Raw genomic sequence first — 18,749 nt, forward strand, 5'->3', positions numbered from 1 at the left:
CTGCCTGCGGGGCCGCATCCGATACGGGGTGCGGCCCTGCAGTGCGTCCGGGTGCCGGAACGGCGGTCGGTGCGGCGCGAATCGGGCGGAACGGGGGCAGAGTTTCGGCCGTGGATTCGGATCCGAAAAAAACCGGCCCTGATTCCGGGTCTTTCCTTCGCCGTTCGCCGAGCGTGGTGTTAACGTGACTCTCAGTTGGCAGCCCCGGGGTCCGATTCGGGACCGGCCGGGCCTGCACTTTCCAGCCTTCGGGCCGCGCTCGCACGCCGAGCGCGCGAATCACGCGAATCCGCGAGGTGGCTGTCCATGGCGCAGGTCGACCGCAGCAGGCGGGGGTTCCCCGCCCGTGCTGCGCGCCGGTCTGCGCTGCGGCCGGTCCGCGCCCGCGGCGGCGTCCTCGGCCGTGTCGTCCTGCTCGCCGGCCTGGTGGCCGGCGGGTGGCTGCTCGGCGTGTCCGCGGCCGGTGCCGACACCGGGGCGCTGGACGAGGTCGTCGGCTCCGCGGCGAGTGGAGCCGGGCCCGCCGAGGCCGGCGGCGATAGCGAAGCCGGCGAGCCGACCGGAACCCCGGACGGCGCCGCAGCCGGACGCGCCGCAGAAGCGGCCTCCGGGCACGGCCTGTACGGCGGGGGCGACTCCGCGGGCCGGCCCGAGGACGCGGCCGGCACCGGCGAAAGCACCGCCGACCGCACGGCCGGCGCGCTGCAGAGCGGCGGAGCACCCACGGTCGAAGAGGCCGTCGGCGCCGTCGGCAGCACCGTGGGCGACAGCGCCCGCGGCACCGGAAGCGCCGTCGAGCGCACCGGTGCGGCCGTGCACGGGGTCGTGGGCGGCGCCGTCACGAAGACCGGCACGGACGAGGTCGTCGCCGGCACCGCCGAGGTCGGCCGCGCGCTGACCGACGGTGCCGAGGGCGGCCTGGCCCGCGCCGTCGACGGCACCGGCGCGGCAGCCGCGCTGGACCAGACCGGCCAGCGCCTCCGCTCCGACCTGGAGCGCACCGCCGACGCGGCGGGGCTGCCCGGCCAGTCCGGAGACGACCGGGACGAGCCCGCGGAGCGCACCTCCGAGCAGGCCGACAGCGCCGACCGCACCCGCGAGCGTGCGGGCCAGGACCGCGACGCCGGCGAGCGCACCGCCGCGGCCGAAGCCGCCGCCGCGCTCAGCAGCGGCGCCGGAGCGCACGCCGGAGAGCTCTACAGCGGCGGCGCGAGTGGCGACGACGCCCCGGCCGCCCCGGCGCCGGCGCCCGTCGGCCACTCCGACTCGACCGGCGCGCCCACGTCGCCGGTCCCCGCGCCCGCAGCGGGCTTCCTGGTGCAGCGTGCCGACGCCCTGCGCTTCCTGCCGCTGCGCGTCGTCCCGTCCGGCGAGCCGGCCCCGGTGGTCCGCGACGCCGCGGACGACCCCTCCTACTCGCCCGACTAGGACCACTCTCCGGCGGCGGGCGCCGCCCTGCACCGGCCCTGCGCCGTGCACACCGTGCGCCCCCGCCTTCTCTGCGCGCCCGCCGGGTCCGGCTCTGCGCGCGCCTCCCCGCACAACCGCGAATCCTCACGTAAGGGAACCAGCCATGCCTCAGCCCATGCACGCCACGACCGGTATCTCCCGGAAGCTCCCGGGACGTTCCGCGGCCGCCATCCTGTTCGCCGCCGGCATCCTGGCCACCGCGCCGCTGACCGGAACGGCCTTCGCCGACACCACCACCTCGGGCAACGGTTCGATCGGCGGCGGCAACCAGGTGGTCGGCGACCTCGACGTCCCGGTGAACGCCTGCGGCAACGCCATCGCGATCCTCGGCAACGCCGGCGCGCACTGCTCCGGCAGCTCCGCCTCCAGCAGCACCTCCGGCGGCGGCAGCTCGGCCGGCTCCAGCAGCACCGGCGGCGACGAGTCCAGCACCTCCGGCGACGGCTCCGTGCTCGGCGGCAACCAGGTCGACGCGGACGCCGACGTGCCGGTGAACGCCTGCGGCAACGCGGTCGGCGTGGCCGGCCAGGCCGGCGCCGACTGCGAGGACTCCGGATCCGCCTCCGCCGAGCAGCCCGGCGGGGACCGGCCGGCGGCGCCCGAGGCTCCCGCCGCCGAGCCCTCCGCGCCGGCGGACGACGCCTCCGGGATCGGCCGCAGCCCCGCCCCCGAGCCGACCCCGAGCTCCGACGCTCCCCAGGAGGACCAGCGTGAATCCACCGCTGCCGCGGCCGCGGAGGCCCCGCCCGCCGAATCCGCCCGCACCGCAGCCGGTGCCGACCCCGCGGCGTCCGAGCTCCCGCTGACCGGCTCCGGCGTGCTCGCGCTCGCCGCCGCAGGCGCCGCAGCCGTCCTGGCCGGCGTGGGCGCGCGGCTGCTGGGCCGCCGCCGCGCGGCCGCGAACGGCTGACACCGAACGGCCTCCCGGTCCGCACCGACCGGGGGCTGACGCGAGCCTCGCGGCCGCGGCCACGTCCGCGGGGTTCACGTCAGCCGCCGCTCCTCCAGAGCGGGGCTGAGAACGAGCGCCCCTTCGAGGCCGGGCGCCCCCTCCACGGGCGCCGGCCCCCCGGGCCGACACACGTACATCGCATCCATCTCACCTGAAACAGCTCCACGGAAAGGACCACCCATGCGCAAGTGGGTCCGTACTTCGGCGAAGGCCGCCCTGCTCACCGCCGGCTTTGTTGCGCTCGGCGCAGGCGTCTCCTTCGCGGGTACCGATGCGGAGACCTCCGGCAACGGCTCGCTGGTCGGCGGCAACCAGATCGTCGGCGACCTGAGCGTTCCGGTGAACGCGACCGGCAACGCGATCGCGGCGGCCGGCGGCCAGGCCGGCGCAGCCTCCGAGGAGAGCGGCGCGCTGGTCCACGAGAGCGGCGCCGACGAGGTCGAGTCCTCCGGCAACGGCTCCGTGCTCGGCGGCAACCAGGCGGTCCTCGACGGCGACGTGCCGGTGAACCTCTCCGGCAACGCGGTCGGCGCGGTCCTGGGCACCGCGGGCGCGGCCGCCGAGGAGACCGGCGCCGCGTCGGTCGAGCACGACCGCGAGCACCAGTCCGACGAGGTCGAGTCCTCCGGGAACGGCTCGCTGGTCGGCGGCAACCAGGCGGTCCTCGACGGCGACGTGCCGGTCAACGTGTCCGGCAACGCGGTCGGCGCGGTCGCCGGGCTCGCCGGGGCGGCGGCCGAGGACACCGGCGCGGCGTCCATCGAGCACGGCGCCGGGGACTGGGCGGACGCGGACCGCTCGCACCAGTCGGCGCCCGTCGACCCCGCGACCGGCTCGCTGGTCGACGGCCTGAGCAAGGCCGCGCGCCCGCTGCACCTCAACTCCAACGGCGTCGAGGCCGGCCCGGTCCTGCACCAGGCCGCCCCGGACGGCGAGTGGGAGGGCGACGAGGTCGAGTCGTCCGGCAACGGCTCCGTGCTCGGCGGCAACCAGGCCGTCGTCGACGCGGACGTTCCCGTCAACGCGGCCGGCAACGCCGTCGGCGCGGTGGCCGGAGAGGCGGGCGCGAGCGCCGACGAGGCGGGCGCGCTCACCCACGACAGCGGCGCCGACGAGACCGAGACCTCGGGCAACGGCTCCGTGCTCGGCGGCAACCAGGCCGACGTCGAGGCTGACGTTCCGGTGAACGCGACGGGCAACGCCGTCGGCGCGGTGCTGGGCGAGGCCGGCGCGGCCAGCGAGGAGACCGGTGCGGCCTCCATCGAGCACCAGAGCGCGGAGCTGCCCGAGCCCGTCGACTCCACCCTGCCCCTGACCAGCGAGCTGCCCGGAACCGAGGCCCTGCCGCTGGCCGACGAGCAGCCCGCCGACCAGGCGCCCGCCGAGCTGTCCGGCCTGCCCGGCGAGCCCGCCGGGGCCCTGGACGGGGCCGCCGAGGGCGTCGACCTGGGACTGTGACGCCCGCGGCGTGACGGCCCCCTCCCGGCCCGCGTACCGACGACAACTCGCGGTGGACTAGCGCGGGTCGGCGGGCGGGGCCGCCACGCCGGAGCTGAGCGGTTCCCTGCGGTGAGTCCCCGGAGTGCGCGCGCACTCCGGGGACTCGCGCATGCCGCGGGCCCCGGCCGGCAGCCGCCTGGCGCCGCCCGGCCGGGGCCTGCGGCCGGAGCGACCGGGCTGTCCCGGGCCGTGTGGCAGAGGGCCGTGCGGCATGCGGCAGTGCCGAAGATCTCGCAGTGATTGCGGACGCGGCCCGGGGTGGCCGATCCCTCACGGCGCGGCCTGCCCTGCCCAGGGCCGCCGCCGGCCCCTGTGCCCGGCGCATACCGCGTCCGGGACCCGTTGCGCGCGGAAGGGCACCGCGGCCGCCGCGGTGCTCGATTCGTCCGCCGGCTGCCGTGCGCCGCTGCGGTACGGGGGCGACCGGATGCGGCCAGCGCGCCCTAGGTGACTGATCTCACATGGTACTCACTTGTCGGATGATCCGGCGCCGGATCACCACCGTCCGGCTCCCGTCCGTATAGACGCGGACCCGCGCAAGCTCCCAGCGGCCGTACTCGGCGTGGTCGGCCAGCGCCTGGCGGGCAGCGCTGCGCGCGGTGCCGCGGGGGAATCGCAGTTCGCGGTATTCGTAATCGAGCATTACGCCTATTCTGCGACTGGCCGGGGCTGTCGTGCCATAGCGTTCTCAGCCGTGGCGCCCCCGGAAGGCGGGGGCGGTCCGCTGTGCGAGGGGGAAGCACGCGGGAGACCAGCCGCCGGGCACCGGGATCGGGAAGCGATCCGCCAGGCCGTCGGTTACGGTCGGTTGCCGGGGAACCGGTCCGATCGCTACCAGGAGCCGGGGCGCCGGCGGAGACAGCGCAGTACAGACAGCGCAATGCGAGACGTAGGGGATCAGCGTGCCACCCACGAAGGGCAAGGGGAGCGCCGGAGCGAGCGGCGCACAGGACTCGGACGGCTCCGGGCGCAATGCGCTCGTCATCGTCGAGTCGCCGGCCAAGGCCAAGACCATCGCCGGCTACCTCGGCCCCGGGTTCACCGTGGAGTCCTCGATCGGCCATATCCGCGACCTGCCCACCAAGGCCGCCGAGATCCCGGCGCGCATCAAGGGTGAGCCCTGGGCCCGGCTCGGCGTGGACGTCGACCACGGGTTCGAGCCGGTCTATGTCGTCAACACCGACAAGAAGTCCCACGTCAAGAAGTTGAAGGACCTGCTCGCCCAGGCCGACGAGCTCTACCTCGCCACGGATGAGGACCGCGAGGGCGAGGCCATCGCCTGGCACCTGCGCGAGGAGCTCAACCCGAAGATCCCGGTGCGCCGCATGGTCTTCAACGAGATCACCCGGGACGCCATCCAGCACGCCGCCGCCAACACGCGCGACCTGAACCTGCGCCTGGTCGACGCCCAGGAGACCCGCCGCATCCTCGACCGGCTCTACGGCTACGAGGTCTCCCCGGTGCTGTGGAAGAAGGTCATGCCGAAGCTGTCGGCGGGCCGCGTGCAGTCGGTGGCGACCCGGCTCGTCGTGGAGCGCGAGCGGGAGCGGATCGCGTTCACCTCGGCCGACTACTGGGGCCTCAAGGGCGTGTTCGACACGCTCGGCGCCGCCGCCGACGGCCCCGGCACGTTCACCGCGGCGCTCGCCACCGTCGACGGCGCGCGGGTCGCGGTGGGCCGCGACTTCACCGCCCAGGGCGAGCTCAAGACGCCCGACGGCGTCGTCCACCTCGACGAGGAGTCCGCCCGCGGGCTGGCCGAGCGGCTCTCCGGCTGCGACTTCGCGGTCCGCTCGGTCGAGCGCAAGCCCTACCGCCGCTCGCCCTACGCCCCGTTCCGCACGACGACCCTCCAGCAGGAGGCGTCCCGCAAGCTCGGCCTGTCGGCGAAGCAGACCATGCAGGTCGCGCAGCGGCTGTACGAGAACGGGTTCATCACCTACATGCGTACCGACAGCACCACGCTGTCGGACAGCGCGCTCGGCGCGGCGCGCGGCCAGGCGTCCCGCCTGTACGGCGCCGACTACATCCCGCCGAAGCCGCGCATCTACTCCAGCAAGGTGAAGAACGCCCAGGAGGCGCACGAGGCGGTCCGCCCGGCCGGCGACACCTTCCGCACACCGGCCGAGACCGGGCTGAGCGGCGCCGAGTTCCGGCTGTACGAACTGATCTGGAAGCGCACCGTCGCCTCGCAGATGAAGGACGCCGTCGGCGAGTCGGTGACGGTGAAGGTCACCGGCACCTCGTCGTCCGGGGAGGCGGTCGAGTTCACCGCCACCGGAAAGATCATCACCTTCCACGGCTTCCTCAAGGCCTACGTCGAGGGCTCCGACGACCCCGAGGCCGAGCTGGACGACCGCGAGCGGCGGCTGCCGCAGGTCGACGAGGGCCAGCCGCTCAAGGCCGAGGCGGTCGAGCCGGAGGGGCACAGCACCCGCCCGCCGGCCCGCTACACCGAGGCCACGCTGGTCAAGGAGATGGAAGACCGGGAGATCGGCCGCCCGTCGACCTACGCGTCGATCATCGGCACCATCCTGGACCGGGGCTACGTCTTCAAGAAGGGCTCGGCGCTCGTCCCGTCGTTCCTGGCGTTCGCGGTGGTGCAGCTGCTCGAGCGGCACTTCGGCGAGCTCGTCGACTACGACTTCACCGCCCGGATGGAGGACATGCTCGACGGCATCGCCCGCGGCGACGCCGAGCGGGTGCCGTGGCTGCGCCGGTTCTACTTCGGCGACGACGACGCGGCCGGGCTCAAGGAGCTGGTCGGCGACCACCTCTCCGAGATCGACCCGCGCGAGGTCAGCTCGTTCCCGATCCGCGGCACCGACATCATGATGCGCGTCGGCCGCTACGGCCCCTACATGGAGCGCGAGGGCCAGCGGGTCAACGTGCCCGAGGACCTCGCGCCGGACGAGCTCACCCCGGAGAAGGCCGAGGAGCTGTTCGCGGCGCCGTCCGGCGACCGGGAGCTGGGCACCGACCCGGAGACCGGGCACACCGTGGTGGTCAAGAGCGGCCGGTTCGGGCCCTACGTCACCGAGGTGCTCCCGGAGCCGGCCGAGGACGCCGCTGCGGAGAAGGGCGAGAAGGCGGCGGACGGGAAGAAGAAGCCTGCTGCGCGCGGCAAGAAGGCCGCGGTGAAGCCGCGCACCGCGTCGCTGCTGAAGTCGATGTCGCCGGAGACGGTCACGCTGGAGGACGGCCTCCGGCTGCTGTCCCTGCCGCGGGTGGTCGGCGAGCTCGACGGCGAGCAGGTCACCGCGCAGAACGGCCGGTTCGGCCCGTACCTGAAGAAGGGCACGGACAGCCGGTCGCTGGAGACCGAGGAGCAGATGTTCACGGTCACCGTCGAGGAGGCGCAGGAGCTCTTCGCCAAGCCGAAGCAGCGCGGTCGGCGCGCCGCGGCGGCACCGCTGCGCGAGCTCGGCGAGGACCCGGCGTCCGGCGCGAAGATGGTCGTCAAGGACGGCCGGTTCGGGCCCTACGTCACCGACGGGGAGACCAACGCCTCCCTGCGCAAGGGCGACGAGGTCGAGTCGGTCACCGACGAGCGCGCCGCCGAGCTGCTCGCCGAGCGCCGTGCCAAGGCGCCGGCGAAGAAGACGGCCAAGAAGAGCGCGTCGACCGCGAAGAAGCCGGCCGCAAAGAAGACGGCCGCCTCCGCCACGACCACCAAGAAGGCGTCGGGCACGAAGAAGGCGGCGTCGTCCGCCAAGACGGGCACCCCGAAGAAGGGCACCGCGTCCGGTTCCTGATGCCGGTTTCCCGGGGCCGGTGCCGCGCGGCACCGGGGTGTTCGGCCCGGGTGCGGCGCCGGACCGGGTGAGGTGGCGGACCGGCCGCCTCCGCTCCGGCCCGGCGGCCGCCGCGGGTACTGCACCGCTCACGGGCCGTCCAGCGTGAGGGCGCCCGAAGCCGTCTGCGGACAGGCGGCCGCGCCGGCGGCCGGAAGGCCGTGCCCTGGGTGAGCGGGCCGGTCCCGGCAGCGGCCGCGCTGCCGTCGGCCGCGCGGAACGCCGCGGGGCCCCACCCCGCCGAAGGCGTTGCGCGTGCACCGCCGGAGGGTCCGGGCCTCCGGCCGATGCCGGCGATGCCGGCCCGCAGAACCCCGGGTGCGGCCCGGCGTGCACCGTCCACAGCCGGGGGGCGGGCGGATCCGGGTTCCGCGCCACTCGTGCCGGGGGAGGCTCTGCCGCCAGGGCGTGTGGGGCGGGTGGCGTTTGTCGCGCAGCAGGACAGTCGTCGACCCGACACGCCCTGGAACTGACCTGCGCGGCGGCGCCGGTGCGCGGCGCTCCGGGGCGCCCGCGTCCGCGCGGAGGCCGCCGCGGCCGGCGCGCTGCTGCCGGCCGCTGGGCCGGTGCGGCCGTCCCACCGGGGCGGGTGGCGCGGGAACGGAGGCGGCAGTAGTGTTCCGCGCACGGAATGCCCTGCACCGCGCCGACCCCCACCGGCAGTGTCAGGGATCACCAAGGCATCCCGCGGCGCCGGTGAAGGGCACGACACCGATCAGCGGCCGCGGTTCCCCGTTCCCTGCCCGGGAGCGCGCCCGCCCCTTCCGGAAGCGTCGCTACCCTTCACAACTATGAGCAGATCTGCATCCCTTGGAGCGCCCGGTGAGGCGCGCAGCGTTCTGGCGGTCAAGCCGTTCCGGCGGCTCTGGATCGCCCTGTCGCTGTCCAGCCTCGGCGACTGGCTGAGCCTGCTCGCCCTCATGTCGCTGGCGGCCCTCCTCACCCAGGACAGCTCCGCGCTGGTCCAGTACTCCGCGGTGAGCGGCGTCGTCATCCTGCGGCTGGCGCCCTGGCTCCTCCTCAGCCCGCTGGCGGGCATGCTCGCCGACCGCTTCGACCGCCGGCTGACGATGGTCGGCGCCGATGTGCTGCGCGGCCTGCTGTACATCTCCGTCCCCCTGGTGGGGCGGCTCGACTGGCTGCTCATCGCGAACTTCCTGGCCGCGTGCATCGCCATCCTGTGGACGCCGGCGAAGGAGGCGTCCGTCCCCGTCCTGGTGCCGAAGAAGAAGCTGGAGCAGGCCACCCAGCTGACCCTGCTCACCGCCTACGGCACCGCGCCGGCCGCGGCGCTGCTCTTCGCCGCGCTGGCGTCGGTCAGCAGCCTGCTCGGCGCCCTGATCCCGGCGATGTCCTCCCCCGGGACCGACATCGCGCTCTACGCCAACGCGCTGTCGTTCTTCGTCGCCGCCGGTGTCGCGTGGACCCTGCCGGTCTCCCGCGCTCCGCGCACCGCCCCGCCGCCGGCCCCCGTGCCGCCCGCGGCCCCGCCGGCCCCGCCGGCCCCGCCCGCGCCGGCTGCGGCGGACCAGGAGGCCACCACTGAGGTGCCGGCGGTGCCCGAGGTCGACCCCAACGAGCTCACCTCGCCGTTCGCGCCCGCCGCCACCCTCGAGGTGCCGGCCCTGCCGGACCCGGCCGAGGAGCAGGCCCGCGCCGAGCGGGAGAAGGCCGAGCGGAAGGCCGAAGAGGCCCGCAAGAAGGCCGAGGCGCGGCAGCGCCGGAAGGCCGAGCGGCACGACGAGACGCAGCAGCGCCGCGCCCAGCGCAGTCCGGACACCGAGACCAACCCGCTGCGCACCATCATCGGCGGCGTCACCGGCGGTGGCGCCAGCACACCGCTTGTCCGCGGGCTGCTGCTCGGCATGCTCGGCGCGTTCGCCGCCGGCGGTGCCGTGATCGGCGCCGGCCGCATCTTCGTCGAGCGCCTCGGCGCCGGCAACGCCGGCTTCGGTGTGCTGTTCGGCGCGCTCTTCGCCGGCCTGGCACTGGGCATGCTGTTCGGCCCGCGCACGCTCCGCGACTTCAGCCGGCGCCGCCTGTTCGGCCTGGCGCTCGGCGTCTCCGGGGCGGCACTGCTGTTCGCCGGCCTCATCCCGAACATGGTGCTGGCCGCCGTGCTCACGCTGATCGCCGGCACCGGCGCGGGCCTCGCCTGGGCCATCGGCATCACGCTGCTCGGCCAGGAGGTCGGCGACGAGCAGCGCGGCCGCACCTTCGCGTTCCTGAACGCGTCCGGCTGGGCCGCCCTGATGGGCTCGGCAGCCGTCGCCCCGCTGCTCGCCGCCGCCATCGGCGACCACCGGCTCACCGCGGGCACCCTCACCTACGACTTCCTCGGCACCGGCGCGGTCCTGATGGCCGCCGCCGTCATCGTGCTGGCCGTCTCCGCGGTCTGCTACCGGCAGATGAACGGCGCCTCCGGCGACGTGCCGCTGCTCACCGAGCTGTCCGCGGCGCTGCGCGGTGTGCCGGTCACCTCCGACACCGACGGCGGCACCGCCGCCATGCCCGGCACCTTCATCGTCTTGGAGGGCGGCGAGGGCGCCGGCAAGTCGACGCAGGTCGGCCAGTTGTCGGTGTGGCTGCGCGACGAGGGCTTCGAGGTCGTCACCACCCGCGAGCCGGGCTCGACCCGGCTCGGCATGCGGCTGCGCGCGCTGCTGCTCGACCGCGAGCACACCGGCATGTCGCACCGCGCCGAGACGCTGCTCTACGCGGCCGACCGGGCCGACCACGTCAACGAGGTCATCCTGCCGGCGCTGCGCCGCGGCGCCATCGTCCTCAGCGACCGCTACGTCGACTCGACGCTGGCCTACCAGGGCGCCGGCCGCGACCTGCCGGTCGGCGAGATCGCGCGGATCAACGAGTGGGCCACCGACGGCCTGGTGCCGGCGCTGACCGTGCTGCTCGACCTGTCCGCCGAGGACGGCCTGGGCCGGCTCGGCGGCACGACCGACCGGATCGAGTCGGAGTCGCGCGACTTCCACGACCGGGTCCGCCGCGGCTTCCGCGACCTCGCCGACCGGGACCCGGCCCGCTACCTCGTCGTGGACGCCAACGGCTCCCAGGAGCAGATCACCCGCGAGATCCAGCGCCGCATCCGCCCGCTGCTGCCGGACCCGGTCCCGGACGACTCCGAGGCCATCACCGGCATGATGCCGATCATCAAGGACGACGGCAGCCACTAGGGCGGGCCGGGGCGGTGCGCAGCAGGAGAGTGGTCCCGCCCCATCGCGCCAACCCACCGAAGCCGCCCGGGAGCACGCTCCCGGGCGGCTTCGCGCTGTCCGGCGGTCGGCTCCGGGAGGCCGCCAGGGCGGTGCAGCGGTGGCACGTGCCGCAGTCCGGAGCCGGCGCGGTGAGGCGGGCAGGGGCCGCGACGGCGCACGGCCGGCTGCCGCGCCGATCTGGCGGACGGCCGCGTGCCGGTTGCCGGTACGGAGGCCGCAGCGCGGTGGCGGCGCGGGTGGCCGGCCGCTGCCGGTCCGCGGCGTGCTGGGGGCGGGTGTGCTTGCACGGCCACCGCGGCGGTGGCTGCCGCCGCGGGGCCGGCGGTATCGGCGGCCGCCCGCGGGGGCTGTGTTCGGGGCTGCAGCACGGCGGCGCGCTGTCGGCTGCCGCGAGGCGCTGTCCGACGGCGGCGCTCCGCCTGCCGGTGCGCGGTGTGCTCGGCGGGGCGGCGGCAGGTGTGCCCGGCAGCGGGGGCCGGCCGGCTGGGCAGCGCTGCTGCCGGCTGCCGGCGGTCGGGCGGAGCGGACTCGGAGTTCGCGCGGCGGCGTCGCCGGGAGCGCCTATGCTGGGCTGCGATGAGCGTCTTCGATGACCTGGTGGGCCAGGATGCGGTGGTCCGCACGCTGGAGTCGGCCGCGCGAGCGGCCGCCGGCGGCGGGCCCGCGGACGGCGCCGCCGGCATGACGCACGCCTGGCTGTTCACCGGACCGCCCGGCTCCGGCCGGGAGGAGGCGGCGCGCGCGTTCGCCGCCGCACTCCAGTGCCGGGACGGCGGCTGCGGCCACTGCGACGCCTGCCACCAGGTCCTCGCCGGCACCCACACCGACGTCCTCTACGTCCGCCCCAGCGGGCTCAGCTTCGGCGTCGACCGCACCCGCGACCTGGTGCTGCGCTCCGCGTCCCGCCCGGCGGCCGGCCGGTACCGGATCGTGCTGTTCGCCGACGCCGACCGCGCCACCGAAGCGGCCTCCAATGCGCTGCTGAAGGCGGTCGAGGAGCCGGCGCCGCGCACCGTGTGGCTGCTGTGCACGCCCACCGCCGAGGACATGCTCGTCACCATCCGCTCCCGCTGCCGCCAGGTGGTGCTGCGCACGCCGGGCACCGCCGCGGTCGCCGAGGCGCTCGTGCAGCAGGACGGCGTGGACCCCTCCACCGCGGCTGAGGCGGCGCGCTCCGCCGCGGGGAGGCTGGACCGGGCCCGCCGCCTCGCCTCCGACCCCGAAGCCCGCGAGCGGCGCGCTGAGGTCCTCGCGGTGCCGGCCCGGCTGGACGGTCTCGGCGCCTGCGTGTCGGCGGCGGCGCGCCTGTACGAGATCGCCGAGAACGACGCCAAAGCCGTCACCGGCGCGCTGGACGAGACGGAGAAGTCCGACCTCAAGGCCGCGTTCGGCGAGGGGGCCACCGGCAAGGGCGTGGCCAAGGCCGTGCGCGGCGCGGCGGGTGCGCTCAAGGACCTGGAGGAGCGGCAGAAGCGCCGGGCCACCCGGCTCAAGCGGGACAGCTACGACGACGCGCTCACCGACCTGCTGCTGTTCTACCGCGACGTCCTGGCCCTGCAGTTCGGCGCCGACGTGGAGCTGCCCACCGGGGCGAACCGCGCCGACCTCGACCGGGTCGCCCGCAGCGGCACTCCGGAGTCCACTCTGCGCCGCATCGGCGCCATCATGCAGTGCAGGTCGCGGATCGACGCCAACGTCCACCCCCAGATCGCCCTCGAGGCCATGACCGCCTCGCTCTACCAGGGCTGACCGGGCCGCGCAGGGTGCGGCCGGTTCGGGCGCGCCCGGTGCAGTCCCGCCCCGGCGCCGGGGCCCGCCCGCTGCCACCGGGCCGGAACCGGACGCTGACTCGGCAGGAGAACCCACCCTGACACCCTCGTCGGCCGTGCGACGGGTGCACCAGGACACCGCTCGCGACCGACGCCACCCGCCCGACACGCCCTAGTGTGGTTCCGCGGCAGAAGCGGCAGTGGCAGCGGCCGGCCCGGGATGCGGAGTTCCGGCTTTCCCGGGGGCCGGGCGCAGGCACGGCGAGGCAAGGACGGAGAAGCAGCACAGGTGAACGGCGTGATCCGCGGTGGTGGACTGGTGGCGGCGCTGCTGGCGATGGCGGCGGCGGGATGCGCCCCGGGCGGCGGCAGCGGGAGCGGTGCGCCCGCCACGCAGGCCCCCGAACCCGCCCTGGAGCCCTTCTACGCCCAGCAGATCGACTGGGGTGCCTGCGACGAGGGCGGCACCCAGGGCTTCGAGTGCGGTACCGCGGAGGTGCCGCTCGACTACGCCGATCCCGAGGGCGAGACGGTCGCGATCGCGCTGAAGCGGCTCCCCGCTGAGGGGGAGGAGCGCGGTGCGCTGTTCGTCAACCCGGGCGGGCCGGGCGGATCCGGCTACGACTATGCGGAGGCGGCGCACTCCGCCGTCGGCGACGCCGTGCGCGAGCACTACTCCGTGGTCGGCTTCGACCCGCGCGGAGTGGGCCGCAGCGACCCGATCGAATGCCTCGACACCGCAGCGATGGACGACTACCTCGGCGAGGACCTCCAGAGCGAGGGCGGTGACGCCGACCCCGCCGAGGTCACCGACGCCGGCCTGGCCGACATCGAGGAGTCGCACCGCTCCTTCGCCGAGGGCTGCGAGGAGCGCGGCGGGGACCTCGCGATGAACATGGGCACCGAGTCCGTCGCCCGCGATCTCGACGTGCTGCGCGCCGCCGTCGGCGACGAGCAGCTCAGCTATCTCGGCGCGTCCTACGGCACCCTCATCGGCGCCACCTACGCCGACCTGTTCCCCGAGCGCGTCGGGCCGATGGTGCTCGACGGCGCCCTGGCGCCCGACCTCACCCAGCTGGAGGCCTCGGTCGAGCAGGCGCGCGGGTTCGAGACCGCGCTCGACGCGTTCCTCGCCGACTGCGCCGGCCAGTCCGACTGCCCGCTGTCCAGCGGCGGTTCGGCGGGCGCGTCGGACGAGGCCGCAGGGGCCGAGCAGCTGGAGGAGCTGTTCGCCGACGCCGGCCGCGCCCCGCTGGCCACCGACGACGCGGACGGCCGCGAGCTCGGCCGCGCCCGCGCCGAGCTCGGCGTGCTCTCGGCCCTGTACAGCGAGTCGTCCTGGCCGGAGCTGAGGTCGGCGCTGGCGGCCGCGCAGGACGGCGACGGCACGCCGCTGCTGCAGCTCGGCGACCGCCTCTACGAGCGCGGCGACGAAGACGCCTACCTCAACTCCACGTCGGCCCTGGTGGCGGTCAACTGCTCCGACGCCCCCTCACCGCGCGACGCCGGCGCCTACCGGGACGCCGCGGCCGAGGCTGAGCGCGACCTGCCGCTGTTCGGCGCCTCCTTCGCCTGGTCGGCGATGACCTGCGCCTACTGGCCGGAGGAGGCGGTGGCCGACCAGCCCGACCTCACGGCCGAGGGAGCCGCCCCGATCCTGGTCGTGGGCACCACCCGCGACTCCGCCACCCCCTATGAATGGTCCGAGCGGCTCGCCGACCGCCTCGACTCGGGCGTCCTGCTCACCCGGGACGGCGACGGCCACACGGGCTACCGCATGGGCGACACCTGCATCGACGATGCCGTCGAGTCCTACCTTCTCGACGGCACCGCCCCCGAGAGCGACGCCTGCACCTGACCGGTCGGCCCCGGCTGCAGCTGCAGCCGCCGTGCGGCGTTCTCCGCGCGGCTCAGCCGGCCCCGGCGCGGATCTCGTGCTGACAGTCGGACGGGGGCCTCGGCCAGGGCTCTCCGGGCGTGCGCGCTCCACTCGCCGGCGAGTGCCTCGGCCGCTCCCGCCCCGATCCCGTCTACGGCGGCGCGGGCGGTGACGGCCGGGGGCCCGTCGCAGGAGGCGCTGAAACCGGTGCCGACAGCTCCCCAGTGCAGCCCGGTCATGAGCGTGCGCTGCTCGGCGGGCTCCGTCCGCACGCCGCCGGCCAACGCCCATCGGGCAGCCTTGCCGGCCTGGTGGCCGCTGTCGCCCGGGGCGGGGCGCCGGGACTGCGCGGACCCTGCGTTGCGGATCACCCCGCCCCCCGCCGGCCGCGCGCACCGGAGCGAACGCCCGCACGGCGGCCGGCGCGCCCGGACGCCGGTCTCCGTCTCCGCGCGTACGGCTGCCGGGCCACCGCTGCCGAGGCCGGCGAATCGGGTGCTCCCCGCGTGGTCCCCCCAGGAGCGCCGCGTTGCCCGCAGCGGCGGCCCAGTCCTCGACTGCGCCGGCCACGTGCGCGACCGCGCCCTCGATCCGGAAGCCGGATGCCGGGTGGGCAGAGAGGTCCGGTTCAGCGCCGCTGGGCAGCGGCCTCCGGGCGGCGGGCGCCGCTCCGCCGCGGCGCGTGCGCTGGGGCCCGCCGGCGGAGCGGCCCCGGCAGGAAACCGGGTTCGGGCAGTACCGCGGGCACGCTAGAATGAGGGCGTTCCGCGCTGCGCCGCGGAGCGTGCCGCCTTAGCTCAGTCGGCAGAGCGATTCACTCGTAATGAATAGGTCATCGGTTCGATTCCGATAGGCGGCTCCACTGCGAGCAGGACGAACGCCACCTCCATCCGGAGGTGGCGTTCGTGCTTGGGGGCCTTTCGGGGGCCGAAGCCCCGCTCCCGGCGAAGAGCGCGCCCGCGATGCCGGCGCCTCGGCGGTGCCGCGGTCCGGCGCCGCCCTGCGGGTGCCGCGGTCCGGCCGGGGGCGTCCCGGCGCTCTTCCCGGACGGCCGCGTCGGCGGACGACGGCCCTCGGGCGCGTTCGGCGGATCACCATCCTGCTGCGCGTCGCCGGCGGGGCCTTCGCCCGTTCTCCTCAGTGGAAGGGCCCGCTCCTGACTGCTCCGGCGGGCGCGCCAGGGGCGCACCCCAGCGCCGTCGGACACGCCCCGCCCGGGAAGAGCCGCTCCGGTGCCGGCCCTGTTCCCGGGCAGTGGGCGCAGCTTCGGTGAGGCGGGCCGGCCGTCCGCGAACCCCACCGGATGTCGGTCTCCCCGAGTGGTGCCGGTGTTCTCTCTGGCGGACTTGGGTGTTTCCTCCACTTTTCCTGCTGCTTTTCCGGTGCGGGCGGCGGGGGTAGAAGTCCGGCATGAGCCTGCTGATGATGCTGATGGCGCTGCTGGGGGCAGTTGCTGTGCTCGCCGGCGGGGGCTATGTGCTCGACCGGGTGGTGCGGCGGGGCGCGGCGCCCGCCGCGGAGCCGCCGCCGGATGCGCCCGCGGTTGCGGACGGCCCGGGACGGGGCGCGGGCGGGTACACCGTGCTCGGCGGCGAGCGGCGCGACCGGCCGCGGCCGCCCATCCCCGGCCCCGTGCTCGCCCGCGTGCGCGAGCTGCTCGCACTCGGCCGCGGGGTGGAGGCCGTCCGGATCATGCGCGACGGCACCGGCATGGACCTGCGCCAGGCCCAGGAGGCCGTGGACGACGTGCGGGCCGGCCGCGTCGGCTGACCCCGTGCGCTGCCGGGCGCCCAGCGCCCGCTGCAGCAGAGGCCCTCCGCCGGTCCGGGGGGATCCGGTGGGCGGAGGGCCTTCGCGGTGCCGGCCGCGCGGCGGCCGGTCAGACCTTGCGGCGCCGGCCGCGGTAGCCGCCGCCGACGCGCACGCGGCGGCCGGGAGCCATCGGCGAGGCGAAGAGCAGGGCCAGCATCAGGACCAGCAGCAGGACCGCCGGGGAGACGGCTGCGGCGGCGTCCTGCTCCGCCGAGGCGTTCTCCGTGGTGTCCTCGTCTGCGCCGTCCTTCGGGCCGATCGTCGGCAGCTCGGCCAGCTCGTCCTCGCCGGGGGAGAGTTCCGGAAGCTCGGGAAGGCCGGTCGGCAGGTCCGGCCGCTCGCCGGGCGCGCCCGGCGCCGTCGGCGGAGCGGGCGCCTCGCGGGGTTCCGGACCGCCCCCGCCGGGGCTGCCGCCTCCGCTGCCGGTTCCGGCGTCCTCTTCCCGGTCCTTCTCCTCGTCCTTGCCGCCGCCGTCCTCGCGGTCGCCGCCCTCGGGAGACTCCGAAGCGGGCGGAGAGCCGGGCGTGCGGCTCGGCGGGGGCGACGACTCCCCGGGATCCTCGGGCTCCTCGGAGGGCGGTTCGGTGGGCTCCCCGGTCGGCGGCTCGCTCGGCTCCTCCTCGCCACCGCCGTCTTCCCCGCCGTCCCCGCCGTCCCCGCCGTCATCTTCGCCGTCGTCCTCGTCGTCCCCGCCGTCGGAGACGATGACGGGGACCGGCACCGTGGAGACCGTCTGGGCCTCTTCGGCGGGTGCGCAGGTGCCGTCCTCGCGGACCGGCACATAGCTCAGGGTTGCGGAGACGGACACGTTCTCCTCGGGTGCGCCGGTCACCTCGGCCTCGACCGGGAGCTCCTCGCCGACCTCGCCCACGGTGAACCCGTGGTCGGCGGAGATGCCGACCACGCAGGCGGGGGAGTCCGGGGAGGCGTTCTCGGCGCGGACGGTCAGCGTGGCGGTGTCGCCGGCGTCGATGACGGTGTCCTTCGCCAGCAGGAAGAGCAGCGGCGCCGCGGGGGCGGCGAGCGCGGGCGGGGCCATCGCCACCAGAGTGCAGCCGATGAAGGCGGTGGTCAGCGGGATCCGGACGCACGAGCGCATCGGGAGATGCAGGCGTCGGCCCGGCCCGTTCGGGGTGTCCGGCGGACGTGGGCCGGTCGGCATCGGGGTGGCCTCCTCGGGGCGCCGCTCGGGGTCACTGAACGCGGCGTCGAACGCATCCTAGGCAATCCGCTCGCACCGCACGAGACCCACCGGCTGTCCGCGCGCACTGGGATGCACCTGTGTAAACGGGGTGCAGCACCCGTGTTGCCCGGGGATCAGCGGGGCACACGGCACCGCGCGGGCGGGAGAGCGGGCGGGGAGAGGCGCGCCGCGTCCGGCACAAGCGGTCCGCGCTCCAGGCGGGTCCGGGGACGCACGGGGGTGCGGAGCGGGGGAGCAGCCGCCGCGGAGACCGGCGGCGCAGGGAGGAGCGGGCGAGGAATTCTCCGCGCGGAGGAGCAGGGGGGACACCGCCGGGGCCGGCGGCGTCCGCCGGCCCCGGAAGGGTCAGCGCTGGGCCGGCGCGGCCGGAGCCCGGTCGGCCGCCTCAGGCGCCTCGGCCGCGGCGGGCTTCTTGTCGGAGAAGTCCGGCACGAAGCGGTAGCCGACGTTGCGGACGGTGCCGATCAGCGACTCGTGCTCGCTGCCGAGCTTGGCCCGGAGCCGGCGGACGTGCACGTCGATGGTGCGGGTACCGCCGAAGTAGTCGTAGCCCCACACCTCCTGCAGCAGCTGCGCGCGGGTGAACACCCGCCCCGGGTGCTGGGCGAGGAACTTCAGGAGCTCGAACTCCTTGAAGGTCAGGTCCAGGATGCGGCCGCGCAGCCGCGCGATGTAGGTCGCTTCATCGATGACGAGGTCGCCGCGGCGGATCTCGTCCGGATCGGCGGTGGCGGCGTCCGCGGCGCCGACCGCCAGCCGCAGGCGCGCCTCCACCTCGGCGGGGCCCGCGCCGACCAGCACGAAGTCGTCCACCTGCCAGTCCGAGGTGAGGGCGGCCACACCGCCCTCGGTGAGCACCGCGATCAGCGGGCAGTCCAGGCCGGTGGTATCCAGCAGGCGGCAGAAGTTGCGGGCGGAGGCCAGGTCGCTGCGGGCATCCACCAGGACGGCGTCGGCGGCTGATGCGGCCCGGTCGCCTCCGGCGGCCAGCAGGGCCCCCGGTTCCGCGGGCGCTACCCGCACGGTGTGCAGGAGGAGTCCGAGGGCCGGCAGTACGTGGTCGGACGGTTCGTTGGAGTTCGTCAATAGGAGCAGGTGGCTCATGCGTCTCTTCCCGTCACCCCGCCGATGTCAGC

General features: G+C 75.7%; 11 protein-coding genes and 1 tRNA gene. 9 read left to right on the plus strand and 3 right to left on the minus strand.

Annotated elements, in window-relative coordinates; all coding sequences use genetic code 11:
* Window positions 1-306: 306 nt before the first annotated feature.
* The 3 genes from ACYVGT_RS08485 to ACYVGT_RS08495 all read left to right on the plus strand — a co-directional run bounded on the left by ACYVGT_RS08485 (window position 307) and on the right by ACYVGT_RS08495 (window position 3,880).
* A complete protein-coding gene (locus ACYVGT_RS08485; protein ID WP_460855905.1) occupies window positions 307-1,428 on the plus strand; it encodes a hypothetical protein in 1,122 nt (373 codons plus the stop codon).
* Between the two features lie 145 nt (window positions 1,429-1,573).
* Entirely contained in the window at window positions 1,574-2,380 is an 807-nt protein-coding gene (locus ACYVGT_RS08490) for an LPXTG cell wall anchor domain-containing protein (protein WP_460855906.1), read from the plus strand.
* Window positions 2,381-2,602: 222 nt separating this feature from the next.
* The gene (locus ACYVGT_RS08495) at window positions 2,603-3,880 is read left to right on the plus strand and encodes a hypothetical protein (RefSeq protein WP_460855907.1); all 1,278 of its coding nucleotides are present in this window, start codon (window positions 2,603-2,605) and stop codon (window positions 3,878-3,880) included.
* A gap of 499 nt (window positions 3,881-4,379) precedes the next feature.
* Here the strand turns inward: ACYVGT_RS08495 and ACYVGT_RS08500 are convergent, their stop codons facing one another.
* Window positions 4,380-4,565 carry a DUF5703 family protein gene (locus ACYVGT_RS08500; RefSeq protein ID WP_460855908.1) on the minus strand — a complete coding sequence of 62 codons (186 nt, stop codon included), beginning with the start codon at window positions 4,563-4,565 and terminating at the stop codon, window positions 4,380-4,382.
* Window positions 4,566-4,824: 259 nt separating this feature from the next.
* Here ACYVGT_RS08500 and topA point away from each other — a divergent pair, with 259 nt between their 5' ends.
* The 6 genes from topA to ACYVGT_RS08530 all read left to right on the plus strand — a co-directional run bounded on the left by topA (window position 4,825) and on the right by ACYVGT_RS08530 (window position 16,367).
* Window positions 4,825-7,677: a type I DNA topoisomerase gene (gene topA, locus ACYVGT_RS08505; protein ID WP_460855909.1), complete on the plus strand. Its 2,853-nt coding sequence runs from the start codon at window positions 4,825-4,827 to the stop codon at window positions 7,675-7,677.
* 830 nt (window positions 7,678-8,507) lie between these two features.
* Complete coding sequence (gene tmk, locus ACYVGT_RS08510; RefSeq protein WP_460855910.1) at window positions 8,508-10,907, plus strand: dTMP kinase; 2,400 nt, start codon at window positions 8,508-8,510, stop codon at window positions 10,905-10,907.
* A 618-nt stretch (window positions 10,908-11,525) separates the two neighbouring features.
* Window positions 11,526-12,698 (plus strand): DNA polymerase III subunit delta', encoded by a 1,173-nt coding sequence (locus tag ACYVGT_RS08515; RefSeq protein WP_460855911.1) that lies wholly within the window; start codon window positions 11,526-11,528, stop codon window positions 12,696-12,698.
* A 357-nt stretch (window positions 12,699-13,055) separates the two neighbouring features.
* On the plus strand, window positions 13,056-14,576 hold the full coding sequence (locus ACYVGT_RS08520) for an alpha/beta hydrolase (protein WP_460856002.1): 1,521 nt from the start codon (window positions 13,056-13,058) through the stop codon (window positions 14,574-14,576).
* 807 nt (window positions 14,577-15,383) lie between these two features.
* A tRNA-Thr gene (locus ACYVGT_RS08525) sits at window positions 15,384-15,459 on the plus strand.
* A gap of 548 nt (window positions 15,460-16,007) precedes the next feature.
* Window positions 16,008-16,367 carry a hypothetical protein gene (locus ACYVGT_RS08530; RefSeq protein ID WP_460855912.1) on the plus strand — a complete coding sequence of 120 codons (360 nt, stop codon included), beginning with the start codon at window positions 16,008-16,010 and terminating at the stop codon, window positions 16,365-16,367.
* Window positions 16,368-16,476: 109 nt separating this feature from the next.
* On the opposite strand, the gene ACYVGT_RS08535 is transcribed toward ACYVGT_RS08530, so the two are convergent.
* Together ACYVGT_RS08535 and ACYVGT_RS08540 are read right to left on the minus strand one after the other, a co-directional pair.
* Entirely contained in the window at window positions 16,477-17,508 is a 1,032-nt protein-coding gene (locus ACYVGT_RS08535) for a hypothetical protein (protein ID WP_460855913.1), read from the minus strand.
* A gap of 450 nt (window positions 17,509-17,958) precedes the next feature.
* Window positions 17,959-18,717 carry a winged helix-turn-helix transcriptional regulator gene (locus ACYVGT_RS08540; protein ID WP_460855914.1) on the minus strand — a complete coding sequence of 253 codons (759 nt, stop codon included), beginning with the start codon at window positions 18,715-18,717 and terminating at the stop codon, window positions 17,959-17,961.
* Window positions 18,718-18,749: the final 32 nt, after the last annotated feature.

The sequence above is a fragment of the Nocardiopsis coralliicola genome (assembly GCF_054779695.1).